Below are 18814 nucleotides of genomic sequence, written 5' to 3' on the forward strand. Positions count from 1 at the left end.
CAGGGGAAACGGCGTGACGGGGCCGAGGGGGGACGGAACCGGCTCGGCACGGCGGGCTCAGAAGGCCACGCGCTCATGGGTGATCCACACATGGCGGATCTCCATCCAGCAGCGCTCGGCGAGTTCCCCGTACCGCGCGGCGGCGATCTCCACCGGCGCGCTGTCGGCGTCGATGTCCCACCAGCGTTCGCACTCGACGTGCAGCCGCACCCGGTCGGTCTCCGGGTACGGGTTGTGGCACGAGGCGGTGGCGCGCGAGCCCTCGATCTTCGTACGGCAGGTGGCTCCGAATCGGTCGGGCCGGCCGCGCGCCCCCTCCCCTCGCGGCGGGGCGGAGACCTCGACGGGCCCGGGCGCGCCCCGCGTCCGCGAGAAGAGTTCCGAGGAGACGGCCAGCCCGCTCGTGATCAGCAGAGCCGCGGCGAGGGCGGCGGCCGCACGGCGCAGCGACGAACGCATGCGTACACCTCCTCCCCCATGACGAACCCTGGCGGGGAGTCACGCAGCCATCCGTACGGCATCCGGTATGCCCCGATGCGCCCAGTGTGGGGCTACTTGTCCTTCTTTTCGAATCGAAGGGACACGGTCCGTCACCCCGCCGGATCCCCGGGCCTCCGGGCCCGGACGCACCGAAGCCGCGCACCGTCCGGCTGGACAGGGCGCGGCTTCCGGAACGGGAGTACGCGGTGCGGCGGGAAGGGTCAGGCGCCCATCATGTGCACGCCGCCGTCGACATGCACGATCTCACCGGTCGTCTTCGGGAAGAAGTCCGACAGCAGACCGACGACACCCCGGCCGGCCGGCTCGGGGTCGGCCAGGTCCCAGCCGATGGGCGCGCGGTGGTTCCACACGTCCGCCAGTTCCTCGAAGCCGGGGATGGACTTGGCGGCCATGGACTTGATCGGGCCGGCCGAGATCAGATTGCAGCGGATGTTCCGCGCGCCCAGGTCACGGGCGAGATAGCGGTTGGTGGACTCCAGCGCCGCCTTGGCGACACCCATCCAGTCGTACTTGGGCCAGGCGACCTGCGCGTCGAAGGTGAGACCGACCACCGAGCCGCCGCGCTCCATCAGCGGCAGACAGGCCGTGGTGAGCGACTTCAGGGAGTACGCCGAGACATGCACCGCGGTCGAGACGTCGTCCCAGCTTCCCTCCAGGAAGTTGAACGCGCCCTGCGGGCCGAAGGCGATCGAGTGCACGACGCCGTCGAGCCCGGCGCCGGCGTCGCCCTGAATCTCCCGGATCCTGCCGTCGAGCCGGTCCAGGTGCTCCTGGTCGGTGACATCCAGTTCGATGACCGGGGCGGGCTTGGGCAGCCGCTTGGCGATGCGCTCGACGAGGGTGAGCCGGCCGAAGCCGGTGAGGATGACATCGGCGCCCTCCTCCTGCGCCACCTTGGCGGCGTGGAAGGCGATGGAGCCCTCGGTGAGGACACCCGTCACGAGAATGCGCTTGCCGGCGAGGATTCCACTCATGTGATCAGTGACCCATGCCCAATCCGCCGTCAACGGGAATGACGGCTCCAGTGATGTACGAGGCGTCGTCGGAGGCGAGGAACCGCACCGTCGCGGCGATCTCCTCCGGCTGCGCGTAGCGGCCGAGCGGCACCTGCGAGACGATGCCCGCGCGCTGCTCGTCCGTGAGCACCTTGGTCATGTCGGTGTCGACGAAGCCCGGTGCGACGACGTTGAAGGTGATGTTCCGCGAGCCGAGTTCACGGGCGAGGGAGCGCGCGAAGCCGACCAGACCGGCCTTGGACGCGGCGTAGTTCGCCTGGCCCGCCGAGCCGAGCAGCCCGACCACCGAGGAGATCAGCACGACCCGGCCCTTCTTGGCCCGCAGCATCGCGCGGTTGGCGCGCTTGACGACACGGAAGGTGCCGGTGAGGTTGGTGTCGAGGACGGAGGTGAAGTCCTCCTCGGACATCCGCATCAGCAACTGGTCCTTGGTGACACCGGCGTTGGCCACCAGCACCTCCACGGGACCCTGCTTCTCCTCGATCTCCTTGTAGGCCTGCTCCACCTGCTCGGTGTCCGTGATGTCACAGCGGACCGCCAGGCAGCCCAGCTCCAGCAGGGCCGCCGGGGGCTCGCCGGAGCGGTAGGTGATGGCGACCTTGTCGCCGTTTTCGGCGAACACACGGGCGATGGCGAGGCCGATGCCCCGGTTTCCTCCGGTGACGAGAACCGAGCGGCTCAACGGATCAGCCTTTCCTTGGCGGTCTGGTACATCGAAAACCTATCGGTACCGTCCCACCGCCGGAGAATCGGCCCCTGACAGCGCCTCGCCACGGTCCCTGTTGGATTCCTACAGAAACGGGCGGACCGGGCGGACCGGAACCGGGCGGGCTAACCCCCGGCGATCCTCCGCACGACACGCAGCAGGTACTCCTTTCGGTGGAGTGGATCGTGGTCCGTGCGGGGCCGGGACGGGGCGGTCCCGGTGACCGGCCGGTAGTGGTCGAAGCATGATTCGAGCACCCCCTCGCCACGGGTGAGGGTCGGCAGCCGCTGTTCCAGTTCATGCACCTGGGCCGCCGGGATCTCGCCCTCCAGGACGTACGCGTCCCCCTGTGTGGACGGTGTCCGGGGTACGGCGCGCAGCCGCGCCAGTACGGGCAGGAGCGACCCGTACACATCCGCCGGGAGTTCCAGCCGGAAGCGGTGCATCGGCTCGTGCACCGTGGTGCCCGCCCGCTTCAGCGCGGTCATCAGGACGAGTGGAGTGAGATTGCGGAAGTCCCCCGCGGTGCTCGACATGCTCTTGTCGAAGACCCCGTGGGAATGGCTCTGCCGCGCCGCGTACCCGGAATGGGTGAGGGTGACCACGCAGTCGGGGACCCGCCATCCGTGAATTCCCTGGAGCAGGGTTTCCCGCACTGTTTCCTCGACCGCCTTCATGAACGCGAAGGGCATCGAGCCGAGTTCGACCTCCAGCCGGAATTCCACCCCCGAATCGACCGGCGCCGGATCAATACGCAGTCCGACGGTGGCGAGAAAGGGATTGGGATCCTTTCCCATGATCTCGGCGGCCGCGCCGGAACCGGTCAGCCGTTCCACACAGATGGTGGTCGTCCCCCGGAAGGTGACCTCCACGCCGAAGTCATTCGCCAGCGTCGCCTGGATGACCTCTTTCTGCACTTCTCCGTAGAGAGAAACGGAAATCTCCTGCCGGAGTTCGTCCTGCCGCAGATTGATCAGCGGATCCTGCTCGACGAGCTGGGCGAGCGCCGCGTGGAGCGCGCCCCGGTCCGCCGGGCGGCAGGGGACGACGACCGTCTCCAGCGTCGGCGGGGCGAAGTGACCGTCCGCCGGGGCCGCCGCCGTCGGCGCGGTGCCGTCCGGGTCCCCGACGGTGTCGCCGATCCGGACGCCGGCCAGTCCCCGGAGGATCCCGATCCGCCCGGCCTCGACCGATCCCCGGGGGACGGCCGACCCCTGGTCGAAGACGCTGATGGCGGTGACCTTCCCGGCACGGTCGGGGCCGAACGCCAGCCGGTCGCGGGTCCGTACGGTCCCGGAGAGCATGCGGACGTAGGCGACCTTCTCCCCCGCCGGGCCGCGGTCGATCTTGAAGACCGTACCGAGGACGGCGCCCCCGGCGTCCCGCTCGGACGCGGGCAGCAGCTCCTTGACCCCGGTGATCAGCGCGTCCACACCCGCGCCCGTGATGGCGGAGCCGAAGTACAGGGGATGCGCCACCGCCCGCCGGGTCTGCGCCGCCAGCTCACGGTGGAGCCGGTGGTGCGGAAGGCGGACCGCGCCGTCCAGATAGGCGGCCATGAGGGTGTCGTCCTGGTCGGCCAGCTTCTCCGCGAGCCTGGTGAGGAAGGCGGTGTCGGTCCCGTCGCAGGGGGTGAAGCCGGCGCCGCGTGTGCCGAGGCCATGGGCCGTCCCCATCGGGACGATCGCCGGGCTGAGCCGCTCGGACACCGCCCGGAGCACGCGTGCCTCGTGCGCGCCACGGCGGTCGATCTTGTTCACGAAAAGGAGCGTGGGAATGCGCAGCCGCCGCAGCGTCCGCATCAGTACGCGGGTCTGCGCCTGCACCCCCTCGACGGCGGAGATCACCAGGACGGCGCCGTCGAGCACGTTCAGGGAACGTTCCACCTCGGCGATGAAATCCGGGTGTCCCGGCGTATCGATCAGATTGACAGCGATGTCGTCGATCATGAACGACACGACGGCCGACTTGATCGTGATGCCGCGCTGCCGTTCCAGCGCCAGGGAATCGGTCTGGGTACTGCCGTCATCGACACGGCCGATCTCGTCGATGACTCCGGCGGCGTGCAGCAGCCGCTCGGTCAGGCTGGTCTTACCGGCGTCGACATGCGCCAGGATTCCAAGGTTCAGCGTTCGCACGAAGCGTCAGGTCCTCTGTGTAGACGGCAATTTCCCGCTGGCTGGACACAGAAGTTCCGCGCACGACGATCTCCTTGATCGATCCGGTGTTGCGGGGAGTACAGCAGAGCGCCCCACCGGCCGCAACCGGTTTGTCCGGGGCGGGGCGGGGCGCCGCGCCCGCATGATTCACTGCGGGCACATGACCCACAGGTGTGGAGAAGGGGAGGCCGACGTGCCCCATGAGGTAGATCAGTCGTTCCTGGCACTGCCGCTGCGGGCGCTCGCCGACGCCGCGCTCGCGCGGGCGCGGGCGCTCGGCGCGGAGCACGCGGACTTCCGGTTCGAGCGGGTGCGCGGCGCGTCGTGGCGGCTGCGGGACGGGAAACCCGCCGGGTCGTCGGACACCACGGACCTCGGGTACGCGGTCCGGGTGGTGCACGGGGGCGCCTGGGGCTTCGCGTCCGGCGTCGATCTCTCCATGGACGCGGCGGCACGGGTCGCGGGGCAGGCCGTGGCGATGGCCAGGCTCTCCGCGAAGGTGATCTCCGCCGCGGGCTCCGACGAGCGTGTCGAGTTGGCCGAGGAGCCGGTGCACGCCGAGCGGACCTGGGTGTCGTCGTACGAGATCGACCCGTTCGACGTGCCCGACGAGGAGAAGAGCGGGCTGCTCGCGGAGTGGAGCGGACGGCTGCTGCGGGCGGAGGGCGTCGCGCATGTGGACGCGTCGCTGCTCACCGTCCACGAGAACAAGTTCTACGCGGACACCGCGGGTACGGTCACCACCCAGCAGCGGATCCGGCTGCACCCGCAGCTCACCGCCACCGCGGTGGACGGCGAGAGCGGTGAGTTCGACTCGATGCGCACGATCGCGCCGCCGGCCGGGCGGGGCTGGGAGTACCTCACCGGGACCGGCTGGGACTGGGACGCGGAGCTGGAGCGTATCCCCGGGCTGCTCGCCGAGAAGATGCGGGCGCCGAGCGTCGAGGCCGGGACGTACGACCTGGTCGTCGACCCGTCCAACCTCTGGCTGACCATCCACGAGTCGATCGGCCATGCCACGGAGCTGGACCGGGCGCTGGGCTACGAGGCGGCGTACGCGGGGACCTCGTTCGCGACGTTCGACCAGCTCGGGAAGCTGGCGTACGGCTCCTCGGTGATGAATGTGACGGGCGACAGGACCGCCGAGCACGGTCTGGCGACCATCGGGTACGACGACGAGGGCGTCGAGGCGCAGTCGTGGGACCTGGTCAAGGAGGGCACGCTCGTCGGCTACCAGCTCGACCGCCGGATCGCGAAGCTCACCGGCCTCGGCCGCTCCAACGGCTGCGCCTACGCGGACTCGCCGGGGCATGTGCCCGTCCAGCGCATGGCGAACGTGTCGCTGCGGCCGGATCCCGGCGGGCTGAGCACGGAGGATCTGATCGGCGGGGTCGAGCGCGGGATCTATGTGGTCGGCGACCGGTCGTGGTCGATCGACATGCAGCGCTACAACTTCCAGTTCACCGGGCAGCGGTTCTTCCGTATCGAGAACGGCAAGCTCACGGGTCAGCTCCGCGATGTCGCGTACCAGGCGACGACAACGGACTTCTGGGGGTCCATGGAGGCGGTCGGCGGACCGCAGACCTATGTGCTGGGCGGCGCCTTCAACTGCGGCAAGGCCCAGCCGGGACAGGTGGCGGCGGTCTCCCACGGCTGCCCCTCCGCCCTGTTCCGCGGCGTCAACATCCTTAACACCACTCAGGAGGCCGGACGATGACGGGGACGACCACCGTCGGCCGGGGGTCCGGGGGTCGTCCCCCGGGACAGCACCGTCTCAACACCACTCAGGAGGCCGGACGATGACGGGGACCACCACCGTCGGCCGGGGGTCCGGGGGTCGCCCCCCGGGACAGCACCGTCTCAACACCACGCAGGAGGCCGGACGATGAGCACCAGCCGTGTCAGCAAGCCGCACGAGATCGTCGAGCGCGCCCTCGAACTGTCCACCGCCGACGGCTGTGTGGTCATCGCCGACGAGCGGTCCTCCGCCAATCTGCGCTGGGCGGGCAACGCGCTGACCACCAACGGCGTCACCCGGGGCAGGACGCTGACCGTCATCGCCACCGTCGACGGCGCGCGGGGCACCGCGTCCGGTGTGGTGTCGCGCTCCGCCGTCACCGCCGACGAGCTGGAGCCGCTGGTCCGGGCCGCCGAGGCCGCCGCGCGCGCGGCCGGTCCCGCCGAGGACGCCCAGCCGCTGGTCGGTCCCGACCAGGCGGGCCGGCCGTCGGGCGACTTCACGGACGCGCCCGTCGAGACGACCTCCGCGGTCTTCGCCGACTTCGCTCCGGCGCTCGGCGAGTCCTTCGCCCGTGCCCGTGCCGGCGGCCGTGAGCTGTACGGATTCGCCAACCACGAGCTGACCTCGACCTATCTCGGTACGTCGACGGGGGTACGGCTCCGCCACGACCAGCCCAACGGCACCCTCGAGCTGAACGCCAAGTCCCCCGACCGCACCCGCTCGGCCTGGGCGGGCCGTGCCACCCGTGACTTCAAGGACGTGGACCCGGCGGTCCTCGACGCCGGCCTGGCACAGCGGCTGGCCTGGGCCGAGCACAGGATCGACCTGCCCGCCGGACGGTACGAGACGCTGCTGCCGTCCACCGCCGTGGCCGATCTGCTGATCTACCAGCTCTGGTCCTCGACCGCCCGTGACGCGGCGGAGGGCCGTACGGTCTTCTCCCGCCCCGGCGGCGGCACCCGTCTCGGCGAGAAGCTCTCCGAGCTGCCGCTCACGCTCCGCAGCGACCCGAACGAGCCGGGTCTGGAGTCCGCGCCGTTCGTGATCGCGCACTCCTCCGGCGACGACGCCTCGGTGTTCGACAACGGTCTGCCGCTCACGGCCACGGACTGGGTACGGGAGGGCGAGCTGGCCCAGCTCATCACCACCCGGCACACCGCCGCGCTGACCGGCCTCCCGGTCGCCTCGGGCACCGGCAATCTGATCCTGGAGGGCGGCGGGGACCGGTCGCTGGAGGAGATGGTCTCCGCCACCGCGCGCGGACTGCTGCTGACCTGCCTGTGGTACATCCGTGAGGTGGACCCGGCGACCCTGCTGCTCACGGGGCTGACCAGGGACGGGGTGTATCTCGTCGAGAACGGCGAGGTCGTCGGCGAGGTGAACAACTTCCGGTTCAACGAGTCGCCCGTCGATCTGCTGTCACGGGCCACCGAGGCCGGGCGCACGGAGAAGACACTGCCGCGCGAGTGGGGCGACTGGTTCACCCGGGCCGCGATGCCCGCGCTGCGCGTCCCCGACTTCAATATGAGCTCGGTCAGCCGGGGCGTTTAACGCCTGGACGGCGCCCATAGACTGGGGGCCGGCCACAGGACCATCCAAGGAGAGACACGACCGTGACGGATATCGTCGACGAGCTGAAGTGGCGCGGGCTGTTCGCCCAGTCCACCGACGAGGACGCTTTGCGCAAGGCTCTCGCGAACGGTCCCGTGACGTTCTATTGCGGCTTCGATCCCACCGCGCCCAGCCTGCACGTGGGGCATCTCGTGCAGGTGCTGACCGTACGGCGGCTCCAGCGGGCCGGACACCGGCCGCTGGCGCTGGTGGGCGGCGCCACCGGTCAGATCGGTGATCCCCGGCCGACCGCCGAGCGGACACTGAACGACCCGGAGACGGTCGCGGGCTGGGTGCGCCGGCTGCGGTCCCAGATCGAGCCGTTCCTCTCCTTCGAGGGCCCGAACGCGGCGGTCGTGGTCAACAATCTGGACTGGACCGCGGGCCTGTCCGCGATCGAGTTCCTGCGGGACGTCGGCAAGCACTTCCGGGTGAACAAGATGCTCACCAAGGACTCCATCGCCCGCAGGCTGGAGTCGGACGAGGGCATCAGCTACACCGAGTTCAGCTACCAGTTGCTCCAGAGCATGGACTTCCTGGAGCTGTACCGGCGGTACGGCTGTGTCCTCCAGCAGGGCGGCAGCGACCAGTGGGGCAATCTCACCGCCGGTCTGGATCTGATCCACCGGCTGGAGCCGGGCGCCACCGTGCACGCGCTGGCCACACCGCTGATGACCAAGGCCGACGGGACCAAGTTCGGCAAGTCGGAGAGCGGCGCGGTCTGGCTCGACCCGGAGATGACCACACCGTACGCGTTCTACCAGTTCTGGCTGAATGTGGACGACCGGGACATCTCCTCGTACAGCCGCATTCTCAGCTTCAGGAGCCGCGCGGAGCTGGAGGAGCTGGAGCGGAGCACCGCGGAGCGCCCGCAGGCCCGTGCGGCCCAGCGGGCCCTGGCCGAGGAGCTGACGACGCTCATCCATGGCGCGGAGCAGTGCGCGGCGGTCGTCGCCGCGTCCCGGGCGCTGTTCGGCCAGGGTGAGCTGACCGAGCTGGACGAGGCGACGCTGGGCGCGGCGCTCGCCGAGGTGCCCCGCGCCGAGGTCGCCGAGCTGGGCCCCGTGGTGGATCTCCTGGCCGAGACCGGTCTCGCGCCGAGCAAGTCGGCGGCGCGGCGCACGGTCAAGGAGGGCGGGGCGTATGTGAACAACGCCAAGGTCACGGACGCGGACTCCGTACCGGGCCCCGAGGAGCTGCTGCACGGCCGCTGGCTGGTGCTGCGCCGGGGCAAGAAGAATCTGGCCGCGGTCGAGGTCACGGCCGGCTGACCCGCGTATCCGGCGTATCCGGCCGGTCCGGGGTGGGCGAGAGGTCTCGCGCGCCCCGGACCAGCCGTTTCACCGCACGCGCGCCGCCGTTCCGTGTGCACCCCGGTTCCGTGTGCGCCGCCGTTGTGCGCGCGCCGCCGTTCCGTTTGAGCTGGCGTTGCGTGCGCCGTCTCACATGCGCTGCCGGGCGCGTCTGCCGCGCATCCTGGTCCGGAGCAGGTCGACCACGAAGACCACGAGAACGGCCCCGACGAGCTGGAGCACATGGCGGGTCCAGTCGATGCCCCTGGTGTGGGCGACACCGAGCCAGCCCGCGACCGCGTTGCCCAGGATCCCGCCGAGGATGCCGCACAGGACCGTCAGCCAGAGGGGGATGTGCTGCTTGCCCGGAAGGACCGCCCTGGCGATGAGCCCCAGTACCAGCCCGACGATGATCGCCCACAACCAGTTCATGTCGCCTCCCGGAGCGGCGCGCTCTGCGCATGTGCGCCCAGTCTGTGTCGGTCGCCCATACGGCGCATGTCGGACGGCTCCGTACGTGGCGCGACCAGAACCGTCGGTCAGGATGGGGGGTGGCCCGCACTCGTGGTGGCGGGAGCGTCGGCGTACCGTGGTGTGCGGTCCGGTCCGGGAGTGTCCGGCACAGAATCGGGTGGTGGAACGTGATGCGGAAGCGCAGCGGCACCGAGGTCTTCCGGATCACGGGAGCGCGGCAGGGGCTCGCGGACGATGTGCGCGGCCGGCAGCGCCGTTATGTGATCTCGATGTCCGTACGGACGCTCGCGGTGGTCGCCACCGTGGCCCTGTGGAACGTGGAACGGCCGGTGGCGATCGTGACACTGGTCGTCGGCACGCTCCTGCCGTATGTGGCCGTGGTGATCGCCAACGCCGGCCGGGAGAATGCGCCGTCACTGCCCACGACCTTTGTGACCGCTCCCACACCGCCAATGATCGCGCCTCCTTCCGTGCCTCTCGCGGCGGAATCCGGAGCCGAGGGGACGGACCGCGAAACGCACGGGAATTGATCTCGGGCGCCACGCAAAGCTCAAGAAAAGCTCAGATCAATCGTGAAGTTCCGGTGCCGGGCACCCCATTGCCCGTGACATACTTTGTAGGCGCTCCGCATCCCCCGTCGGAGCGACGGACCGACGCCGGGCAGCTCCCCCCGTGGCTGCTCGGCGTCGCCATTTCGGGTTACCGGATGTGTCCTAGGGTGGTCGGGTGAACTTCCCCGGCAATTCCGATTCCGACGCCGACGCCGCGCCGATCTGCTCCGCGAAGGGCTGCCGTACGCCCGCGGTCTGGGTGCTCGCCTGGAACAACCCCAAGCTGCATACACCGGAGCGGCGCAAGACCTGGCTGGCGTGCGACGAGCACCGTGAGCACCTCTCCTCGTTCCTCGGTGTGCGCGGCTTTCTCAAGGACGTGGTGGAACTGGCGCGGTGGCAGCAGCGGCCGGACTCCGGTCACTGAATCAGCCCCCGATGGCCGACATCGGACGGTCCGGCTGGAGGAAGGCGGGGTCGTCCAGACCGGAGCCGGCCTTCTTGCCCCACATCGCCAGCCTCCAGAGCGTGGCGATCTCCTCGTCGGGCGCCCCGGAGCGCAGCGCGGCCCGCAGATCCGTCTCCTCCCGGGCGAACAGGCAGGTGCGCACCTGTCCGTCCGCGGTCAGCCGGGTGCGGTCGCAGGCATGGCAGAAGGGGCGGGTGACGGAGGCGATCACACCGACGCGGTGCGGCCCGCCGTCCACGAGCCAGCGCTCGGCGGGCGCGGAGCCACGGACCGTCTCGCCCTCGGGGGTCAGCCGGAAGCGCGTACGCAGCGATTCCAGGATCTCACCGGCCGTGATCATGCCCTCGCGCTTCCACCCGTGCTGGGCGTCGAGCGGCATCTGCTCGATGAAGCGCAGCTCGTAGCCCTCCTCGATGGCCCAGGCGAGCAACTCGGGGGCCTCGTCGTCATTGAGGCCCGGCATCAGGACCGCGTTGATCTTGACGGGGACGAGCCCGGCCTCACGGGCCGCGCGCAGCCCGGCGATCACATCCGCGTGCCGGTCGCGGCGGGTGAGGGCCTTGAAGACCTCGGGCCGCAGGGTGTCGAGCGAGACATTGACCCGGTCGAGGCCCGCGGCACTGAGCGCGGCGGCGGTGCGCCGGAGTCCGAGGCCGTTGGTGGTCACCGACATCCTGGGGCGCGGCTCCAGCGCGGCGCACCGCTCCACGATCCCCACCAGACCGGGCCTGATCAGCGGCTCACCGCCGGTGAAGCGGACCTCGGTGATCCCGAGCCGGGTGACCGCGATACGGACCAGACGGACGATTTCGTCGTCGCTGAGCAGCTCCGACTTGCCGAGCCATTGCAGGCCTTCTTCCGGCATGCAGTACGTGCACCGCAGGTTGCACCGGTCTGTGAGCGAGACGCGCAGGTCAGTGGCCACCCGGCCATAAGTGTCGACAAGCACTGTGGGCCCCCTCCCTGTGATCGGAATCCGACAGGGTCGAGCCTACGTCAGGCCACTGACAACGCCAGAGGGACATTTGCGGCGGGCAGCGGCGTGGCCGCGTCGCGGATGTCTACGACGCGGCCACGGAAGGGGGTTCGGGAAGGTCCCGCCCGTTCGGCTCAGTGGGCCCCGGTTCCGGTGAGGGACTTGACCTCCAGCTCGGCGTACTTGCCCCGGTCGGGCTCCTCCTTGGACAGCACGGTGCCCAGCCAGCCGAGCAGGAAGCCCAGCGGGATGGAGATCAGGCCCGGGTTCTCCAGCGGGAAGAAGTGGAAGTCGACGCCGGGGAACATCGAGGTGGGCTTCCCCGAGACGACCGGTGAGAACAGCACCAGCAGCACGGAGGAGGCCAGACCGCCGTAGATCGACCACAGGGCGCCCTGGGTGGTGAACCGCTTCCAGAACAGGCTGTAGAGGAGGGTCGGCAGATTGGCCGAGGCGGCGACGGCGAAGGCGAGCGCGACGAGACCGGCCACGTTCAGATCGCGGGCGAGCGCCCCGAGCGCGATGGAGACGATGCCGATGGCGACGGTCGCCCAGCGGGCCGCGCGGACCTCCTCCTTCTCGGTCGCCTGGCCCTTGCGGATGACATTGGCGTAGATGTCGTGCGCGAACGACGACGAGGACGCCAGGGTCAGTCCCGCGACCACCGCGAGGATGGTCGCGAAGGCCACCGCCGAGATCACGGCGAGCAGAATCGCTCCTCCGGTCGAACCGGCACCACCGCCGATTTCCAGCGCGGCCAGGGGTGCCGCGGTGTTGCCCGCCTTGTTGGAGGCGATGATGTCATCGGCCTTGAGCAGCGCGGCGGCGCCGAAGCCGAGCACGATCGTCATCAGATAGAACGCGCCGATGATCCCGATGGCCCAGATCACCGACTTGCGGGCGGCCTTGGCGGTCGGCACGGTGTAGAAGCGGATCAGGATGTGCGGCAGGCCCGCGGTTCCGAGGACGAGCGCGATACCGAGCGAGATGAAGTCCAGCTTGGAGGTCGCGGTGGCCCCGTACTTGAGACCGGGCTCCAGGAAGGCGGCGCCCTTGCCGCTGTTGCTCGCCGCCGTGCCCAGCAGGTCGGACAGGTTGAAGTTGAACTTCAGCAGGATGAGGAAGGTGATGAGCAGGGTGCCCGCGATCAGGAGCACCGCCTTGACCATCTGCACCCAGGTGGTGCCCTTCATACCGCCGATGGTCACGTACACGATCATCAGCAGACCGACCAGGGCGACGATGGCGATCTTCCCGGCGTCGCTGGTGATGCCGAGCAGCAGCGAGACCAGAACGCCCGCGCCGGCCATCTGCGCGAGCAGATAGAAGATCGAGACGACGATGGTGGAGGTGCCCGCCGCGGTGCGGACCGGGCGCTGGCGCATCCGGTAGGCGAGGACGTCACCCATCGTGTAGCGGCCGGAGTTGCGCAGCGGTTCGGCGACGAGCAGCAGCGCCACCAGCCAGGCGACCAGGAATCCGATCGAGTACAGGAAGCCGTCGTAGCCGAAGAGGGCGATGGCGCCGGCGATACCGAGGAAGGAGGCGGCCGACATGTAGTCACCGGAGACGGCGAGGCCGTTCTGGAAGCCGGAGAACTGCCGTCCGCCCGCGTAGAAGTCGGAGGCGTTCTTGGTCTGCCGGCCGGCCCAGACGGTGATGACCAGGGTCGCGACGACGAAGAGCGCGAAGAGGGTGATGATCAGCGGCCGGTGCTCACTGGCGTCCGAGGCGGCGGCGAGCTGGACCGGGCCCTGGTGGCCGACGAGCTGGATCGAGTGGCTCACGCGTCCGCCTCCATACGGGACTTGATGACATCCGCCTTCGGGTCGAGCTTGCGGGCGGCGTGCCGCGCGTAGTACCAGGCGATGAGGAACGTGGTGGCGAACTGCGCCAGACCGAGGACGAGCGCGACATTGATGTTGCCGAAGACCTTGGTGCCCATGAAGCCGCCCGCGTAGTTGGACAGCAGGACGTACAGCAGGTACCAGGCGATGAAGGCGACGGTCAGCGGGAAGGCGAAGGAGCGGTAGGTACGGCGCAGTTCGCCGAATTCCGGGCTCTCCTGCACCTCGACGAACTGGGCCGTCGTGGGCTGGGCCGTCGTGGACGGGTCCGGTGTGGACGGGGCTGGGCTGGTGTCCGTACCGCCCTCGGGCGGCGGTGCGTCGGTAGCCACGGAATCTCCTCGTGACGCGGGTGCGGTGGGCTGGGCCATAAGGACCTCTCGGGGACGGGCGGTTACTCGTCCCCCTGACAACGGCACGGGGGGCATGGCGAAGCGGTTCAACCCGGGTCTTTTTCTTCCGGAAATGATTCAGGAAATGATTGAAGAGCAGTGATGATCAGCGATAACTTCGCTCGTCATGTACCCGTTCACGCGCAGCCTGCGCGGGGGCGGTCTCACGGATGATGTGGAGAACCCATGGCTCATCTGGGATCCAGACGGCGGCGCGCACTCGCGCTGCCCGTAGGTCTGGCGCTCACCGTCTCACTCGGTTTCCTGCCCGCCGCGACGGCCACGGCCGCGCCGGCCGGCGGTGGCACCGACGCGGTCGCCACGGACGGCCCGAAGCTGTCGTACGTCGTCAACACCCGCGGTGGGCACTCCACCGTCACCTCGGTCAAGAGGGCGATCGACCGGGCCGGCGGCACTGTGGTCACCAGCTATGACCAGATAGGTGTCATCGTCGTCACCTCGCAGAACCCGGGCTTCGCCACGACCGTGCGCAAGGTCAGGGGTGTCGAGTCGGCCGGTGCCACCCGCACCGCGCCGCTGCCCGCGCAGTCCACGACGGACATCGGCGCGCCCCGCGCCCTCACCGCCGAGGAGGTCGCGGTCGCGGCCGCCGCGGCGAAGAAGAAGGCGCACCCCTCGAAGGGCGGCGGCACCGCCCTTCCCCCGGACCCGCTGGAGCCGTTGCAGTGGGACCTGCCCGCCATCAAGGCGGACAAGGCGCACGAGAAGACCCTGGGCAGCAGAAACGTCACGGTCGCCGTGATCGACACCGGCGTCGACGACACGCACCCGGACATCGCGCCGAACTTCGACCGCCGGGCGTCGGTCAACTGCGTGACGGGCAAGCCCGACACGGCCGAGGGCGCCTGGCGTCCGAACGCCGGCGAGAGCCCGCACGGCACGCATGTCGCCGGTGAGATCGCGGCCGCCAAGAACGGCGTGGGCATGACCGGTGTCGCCCCGGGTGTGAAGGTCTCCGGCATCAAGGTCTCCACGCCGGCCGGGCTCTTCTACACCGAGGCCGTCGTCTGCGGCTTCGTCTGGGCGGCCGAGCACGGCGTCGATGTGACCAACAACAGCTACTACACCGACCCGTGGTACTTCAACTGCAAGAACGACCCGGACCAGAAGGCCCTGGTCGAGGCGATCACCCGCGCCACGCGGTACGCCGAGAGCAAGGGCACGGTCAATGTGGCCGCGGCGGGCAACGAGAACTACGATCTCGCGTCCGACTCGATCACCGACCCGACCAGCCCGAACGACACCACCCCGGGTGAGCGGGTCATCGACCCGTCCGAGTGCCTGGACATCCCGACCCAGCTCCCGGGCGTCGTCACCGTCGCCTCCACCGGTGCCAAGGGCGTGAAGTCCTCGTTCTCCAACCACGGTCTCGGCATCATCGACATCGCGGCCCCGGGCGGCGACTCCACCAGCTACCAGACGCCGGCGCCCCCGGCGACCAGCGGTCTGATCCTCGGCCCGCTGCCGGGCGGAAACTGGGGCTACATGGCCGGTACGTCGATGGCCTCCCCGCATGTCGCGGGTGTCGCGGCGCTGCTGAAGTCCACGCATCCGCACGCCTCGCCGTGGGCCATCAAGGCGCTCCTGACGGCGCAGGCCGACGATGTGGCGTGCCCGACGGCGTACGACATCGACGGCGACGGCGTGGTCGACGCCGTCTGTGAGGGCGGCAAGCGGCACAACGGCTTCTACGGGGCGGGTCTGGTCGACGCCCTGGACGCGGTGCGCAGGTAGGCACCGCTCGCCAGTCAGCCGGTGCGCGGGCCGTCCTTCGGGGCGGCCCGCGTCCGTGTCGCCGGCGGCTTCCTGTGACATCCGCCGGCCCCGGGCACCGTACGATCCTGTGCACCGATTCGTGCGCACGGGGGAGGAACGGCAGTCGTGAGCCTGGACATGGTGGTGGTGCGTCTCGCCGGTACGGTCGCGGGGGCGGTCGCCAAGTCGGTACTCCTGCCGAAGCCGGGCGCGGGCCTGGTGGCCTCCCCCGTGCGCCCCCTCCCGAAGCCCGCGTCACCCGACCGGCTGGCGAAGGTGCTGGCGGGCCGGCTCGCGGCCGCGCACGGCCACGCGCGGCTGCCGGAGAACGAGCGGCTGGCGGCTCTCGAAGCCGTACGGTCCGCCTTCGCGGCGGCGGGCGCGCTGACGCCCGAGCGGCTGTTCGCCCTGGACCTGGATCCGGCGAGGCTGGCGGCGGAGTTACGCGGCCCGCATCCGGGACCCGCCGAGGACCTCTACGACGAGCTGCTGGGCCTGTGCTGCGCGCATGTGGTGGAACAGCTCACGGCGCACCCGTCGTTCGCGGCGCGCGCCGCCGTCGAGCAGACCCGGGCCGCGGGCCGGACGCGGGAGCTGGTCGAGGACGTACGGGAAAGGGTCGGGCCGCGACGGGACGCGGCGGCACTCGCGTTCGAGGAACGCTACGGCGCCTATGTGGCCCGCACCCATGGGCGGCTGGAGCTGTTCGGGCTGACGCTGGGACGCTCGCGGCGGGACTGGCCGCTGGACACGGCGTACATCAGTCTGTCGGTGAGCGGGGAGCGCGGCAGGGGCCCCGGGCTGCCGCACACGGGCCCCACGACGGTCACCGCCGAGCAGGCGCTGACGACCACGGACCGGCTGCTGCTGCGCGGCCCGGCCGGGTCGGGCAAGAGCACCCTGGTGCAGTGGCTGGCGCTGAACGCGGCCCGGCGCACCTTCCGTCCCGAACTCGCCGACTGGAACCGCTGTGTGCCCTTCGTGCTGCGTCTGCGGGCGTTCACGGCCTCCGAGTCGCTGCCGATGCCGGAGGACTTCCTGCGGGCGTCGGGGGTCCCGCTGTCGGCGGCGCCCGGGTGGGCGGAGGAGCTGCTGACGGAGGGCCGCGCGCTGGTCCTGGTCGACGGGGTGGACGAGGTTCCGACCCGGCTGCGGGCCCGTACCGAGGCCTGGCTGAAGTCTCTGGTGGCGGCGTTCCCCCGGGCCCGTTACGTGGTGACGACCCGGCCGTCCGCCGTACCGGAGGACTGGCTGTCGGGCCAGGGTTTCGAGGCGCACTCGCTGCTGCCGATGGACCGCGACGACATCAGGTCGTTCGTGGAGCACTGGCACGGCGCGGCCCGGCACGAATGCCCCTCCGACGCGGAGCGGACCCAGCTCGACACCTACGAGAGGTCCCTCCTCCACGCGGTGACGACCCGCAGGGACCTGGGGCGGCTGGCGACGAATCCGCTGATGTGCGCGCTGCTGTGCGCCCTGAACCGGGACCGCAGGATGCAACTTCCCCGGGCCAGGAAGGAGTTGTACGACGCGGCCCTGGAGATGCTGCTCGTACGGCGGGACACGGAGCGGGAGATCCTGGGGGTCGAGGGCGTCACACTGACCCGGGACGAGCAGACCGCGCTGCTGCAACGGCTGGCGTACTGGCTGATCCGCAACGGGCAGGCGGAGGCCGGGCACGAGGACGTCGTGGAGATGCTCGCGGAGTGGCTCACCGCGATGCCCCAGATCGACGGCGACGCCGGCCAGGTCTTCACCCACCTCCTGATCCGCAGCGGCCTCCTGCGCGAACCGGTGCCGGGCGCGGTCAACTTCGTCCACCGGACCTTCCAGGACTACCTGGGCGCGAAGGCGGCCGTCGAGAGCCGTGACTTCGGCGTACTGGTCAGGAACGCGCACGACGACCAGTGGGACGACGTGGTCCGGATGGCGGTGGGCCACGCGCGGGTGGACGAACGGGGCCGGCTGCTGCGGCAGTTGCTGCGCCGCGCCGACCGCGCGCCGAGGCTGAGGCACCGGCTGGTGCTGGTCGCGGCGGCCTGTCTGGAGCACGCGCCGGAGCTGGATCCGGAGGTACGGGCGGAGGTGGAGGCGAGGGCGAAGGAGCTGGTGCCGCCGCGCGACCGGGCGGACGCGGAGGCGCTCGCGAAGTTCGGGGAACTGGTGCTGGAGCTGCTGCCGGGCCCGGAGGGGCTGGACGAGAGAACAGCGGCAGCGGTGGTCAGGACGGCGGCGCTCATCGAGGGGGACGCCGCTTTCGAGGTGATCTCGCGGTTCCGGCAGGACGCGCGTCTGTCGGTCGCCTCCGAGGTGGCCGGCGCGTGGAAGTCGTTCGACACGGAGTCCTACGCGACGACGGTCCTGTCCGGCCACGAGTGGACGAGTTCCTACCTGTACGTGCGGACCCGGGAGCAGCTCGACGCCCTGCGGCACGTCCCCCAGGCCCGTCGCGTCCATGTGAACGGCGACCACGCCGACCTGACACCGCTGCTCGCCCTGGAGAACCCGGACTGGCTCTCCCTCTTCAACAACCACGTGCTGACGGATCTCTCCGTCCTCTCGCCCTTCACCCAGCTCTCCGATGTGACCCTCTGCCGCTGCTCGGCGGTACGGGACCTGTCCCCGCTGGCCGGACTCGGGCTCGCGGAACTCAATCTGGAGGACATGCACCACGAGATCTCGCTGGAGCCGCTGCGCGACATGCCCGATCTCCAGTGCGTCGTGCTGTCCTACCCCTTGCTCATGGAGAGCGTGGGCGAACTTCCCGTCGGCCCGCAGCTCAGGGATCTCTCCCTGCTGCGGGCCACGCGCCATGTGAGCCTGGACGGCATCGAGCGGTGGCCGGGGCTGGAGCGTCTCGCGCTGTCGGGGGCGACACAGATCGGCCAGCTCGTGAAGATCCCCTCCCTGGACGGGCTGACCGGGCTGGACCTCCGTGACCAGAGGTCACTGGACCTGAGGTCCATCAGCCATCTCACGGAGCTGGAGTGGCTCTTCCTGCACCAGTGCGGACTGCCGGGAGGGCTCGGTCCGCTCCGTGAACTGACCGCTCTCAAGTACCTGGACCTCTCGTCGTGCGCCCGGTCCGGAACTCCCCTCGACCTGAGCCCGCTGGCCGATCTGGAGGACCTCACCATCACACTCGTGGGGAACGACACGGCCGTCACCGGCGAAGAGCTGTTCCCGCCCGACCGGATCGTCCGGGACGACTAGGACTTGTCCGGTCGATCATGTGACTGCTTCGTGTGCGGGTCGTTGGTGTGGGCATGGGGCGGGGTGATCTGAGCGATGCTGAGTGGGAGC

General features: G+C 70.2%; 15 protein-coding genes. 7 read left to right on the top strand and 8 right to left on the bottom strand.

The window, feature by feature from the left end:
• Positions 1-57 precede the first annotated feature (57 nt).
• The 4 genes from ACFYYH_RS33010 to ACFYYH_RS33025 form a co-directional block, all read right to left on the bottom strand.
• Entirely contained in the window at positions 58-459 is a 402-nt protein-coding gene (locus tag ACFYYH_RS33010) for a hypothetical protein (RefSeq protein ID WP_388559120.1), read from the bottom strand.
• 242 nt (positions 460-701) lie between these two features.
• Positions 702-1475 (bottom strand): enoyl-ACP reductase FabI, encoded by a 774-nt coding sequence (gene fabI / locus ACFYYH_RS33015; protein ID WP_388559123.1) that lies wholly within the window; start codon positions 1473-1475, stop codon positions 702-704.
• A gap of 4 nt (positions 1476-1479) precedes the next feature.
• Positions 1480-2199, bottom strand: a complete 720-nt coding sequence (fabG, locus tag ACFYYH_RS33020; protein ID WP_388559126.1) for a 3-oxoacyl-[acyl-carrier-protein] reductase — start codon at positions 2197-2199, stop codon at positions 1480-1482.
• A gap of 149 nt (positions 2200-2348) precedes the next feature.
• Entirely contained in the window at positions 2349-4361 is a 2013-nt protein-coding gene (locus tag ACFYYH_RS33025) for a GTP-binding protein (RefSeq protein ID WP_388559129.1), read from the bottom strand.
• Positions 4362-4575: 214 nt separating this feature from the next.
• Here ACFYYH_RS33025 and ACFYYH_RS33030 point away from each other — a divergent pair, with 214 nt between their 5' ends.
• The 3 genes from ACFYYH_RS33030 (at position 4576) to tyrS (ending at position 9005) form a co-directional block, all read left to right on the top strand.
• Positions 4576-6099 (top strand): TldD/PmbA family protein, encoded by a 1524-nt coding sequence (locus ACFYYH_RS33030; protein WP_388559132.1) that lies wholly within the window; start codon positions 4576-4578, stop codon positions 6097-6099.
• 168 nt (positions 6100-6267) lie between these two features.
• Positions 6268-7674, top strand: coding sequence for a metallopeptidase TldD-related protein (locus tag ACFYYH_RS33035; protein ID WP_388559135.1), 1407 nt, complete (start codon positions 6268-6270; stop codon positions 7672-7674).
• Between the two features lie 62 nt (positions 7675-7736).
• Complete coding sequence (tyrS, locus tag ACFYYH_RS33040; RefSeq protein ID WP_388559138.1) at positions 7737-9005, top strand: tyrosine--tRNA ligase; 1269 nt, start codon at positions 7737-7739, stop codon at positions 9003-9005.
• 171 nt (positions 9006-9176) lie between these two features.
• Here tyrS and ACFYYH_RS33045 read toward each other — a convergent pair whose 3' ends face one another.
• On the bottom strand, positions 9177-9458 hold the full coding sequence (locus tag ACFYYH_RS33045; RefSeq protein ID WP_388559141.1) for a GlsB/YeaQ/YmgE family stress response membrane protein: 282 nt from the start codon (positions 9456-9458) through the stop codon (positions 9177-9179).
• A gap of 212 nt (positions 9459-9670) precedes the next feature.
• Here ACFYYH_RS33045 and ACFYYH_RS33050 point away from each other — a divergent pair, with 212 nt between their 5' ends.
• Together ACFYYH_RS33050 and ACFYYH_RS33055 are read left to right on the top strand one after the other, a co-directional pair.
• The gene (locus ACFYYH_RS33050) at positions 9671-10030 is read left to right on the top strand and encodes a DUF3099 domain-containing protein (protein ID WP_388559144.1); all 360 of its coding nucleotides are present in this window, start codon (positions 9671-9673) and stop codon (positions 10028-10030) included.
• A 196-nt stretch (positions 10031-10226) separates the two neighbouring features.
• A complete protein-coding gene (locus ACFYYH_RS33055) occupies positions 10227-10478 on the top strand; it encodes a hypothetical protein (protein WP_388559147.1) in 252 nt (83 codons plus the stop codon).
• Between the two features lies 1 nt (position 10479).
• Here ACFYYH_RS33055 and moaA read toward each other — a convergent pair whose 3' ends face one another.
• The 3 genes from moaA to ACFYYH_RS33070 all read right to left on the bottom strand — a co-directional run bounded on the left by moaA (position 10480) and on the right by ACFYYH_RS33070 (position 13675).
• A complete protein-coding gene (gene moaA / locus ACFYYH_RS33060; protein WP_388559150.1) occupies positions 10480-11469 on the bottom strand; it encodes a GTP 3',8-cyclase MoaA in 990 nt (329 codons plus the stop codon).
• 161 nt (positions 11470-11630) lie between these two features.
• Entirely contained in the window at positions 11631-13283 is a 1653-nt protein-coding gene (locus ACFYYH_RS33065; protein WP_388559153.1) for a cation acetate symporter, read from the bottom strand.
• Complete coding sequence (locus ACFYYH_RS33070) at positions 13280-13675, bottom strand: DUF485 domain-containing protein (RefSeq protein WP_388559156.1); 396 nt, start codon at positions 13673-13675, stop codon at positions 13280-13282. The genes ACFYYH_RS33065 and ACFYYH_RS33070 overlap by 4 nt, the downstream gene beginning before the upstream one ends.
• Positions 13676-13921: 246 nt before the next feature.
• Between ACFYYH_RS33070 and ACFYYH_RS33075 the strand changes: the two genes are divergently transcribed.
• Positions 13922-15490: a S8 family serine peptidase gene (locus tag ACFYYH_RS33075; RefSeq protein ID WP_388559158.1), complete on the top strand. Its 1569-nt coding sequence runs from the start codon at positions 13922-13924 to the stop codon at positions 15488-15490.
• A gap of 159 nt (positions 15491-15649) precedes the next feature.
• Positions 15650-18724, top strand: coding sequence for an NACHT domain-containing protein (locus ACFYYH_RS33080; protein ID WP_388559164.1), 3075 nt, complete (start codon positions 15650-15652; stop codon positions 18722-18724).
• Positions 18725-18814: the final 90 nt, after the last annotated feature.

The sequence above is a fragment of the Streptomyces sp. NPDC002018 genome, assembly GCF_042890865.1.
Lineage (GTDB): Bacteria > Actinomycetota > Actinomycetes > Streptomycetales > Streptomycetaceae > Streptomyces.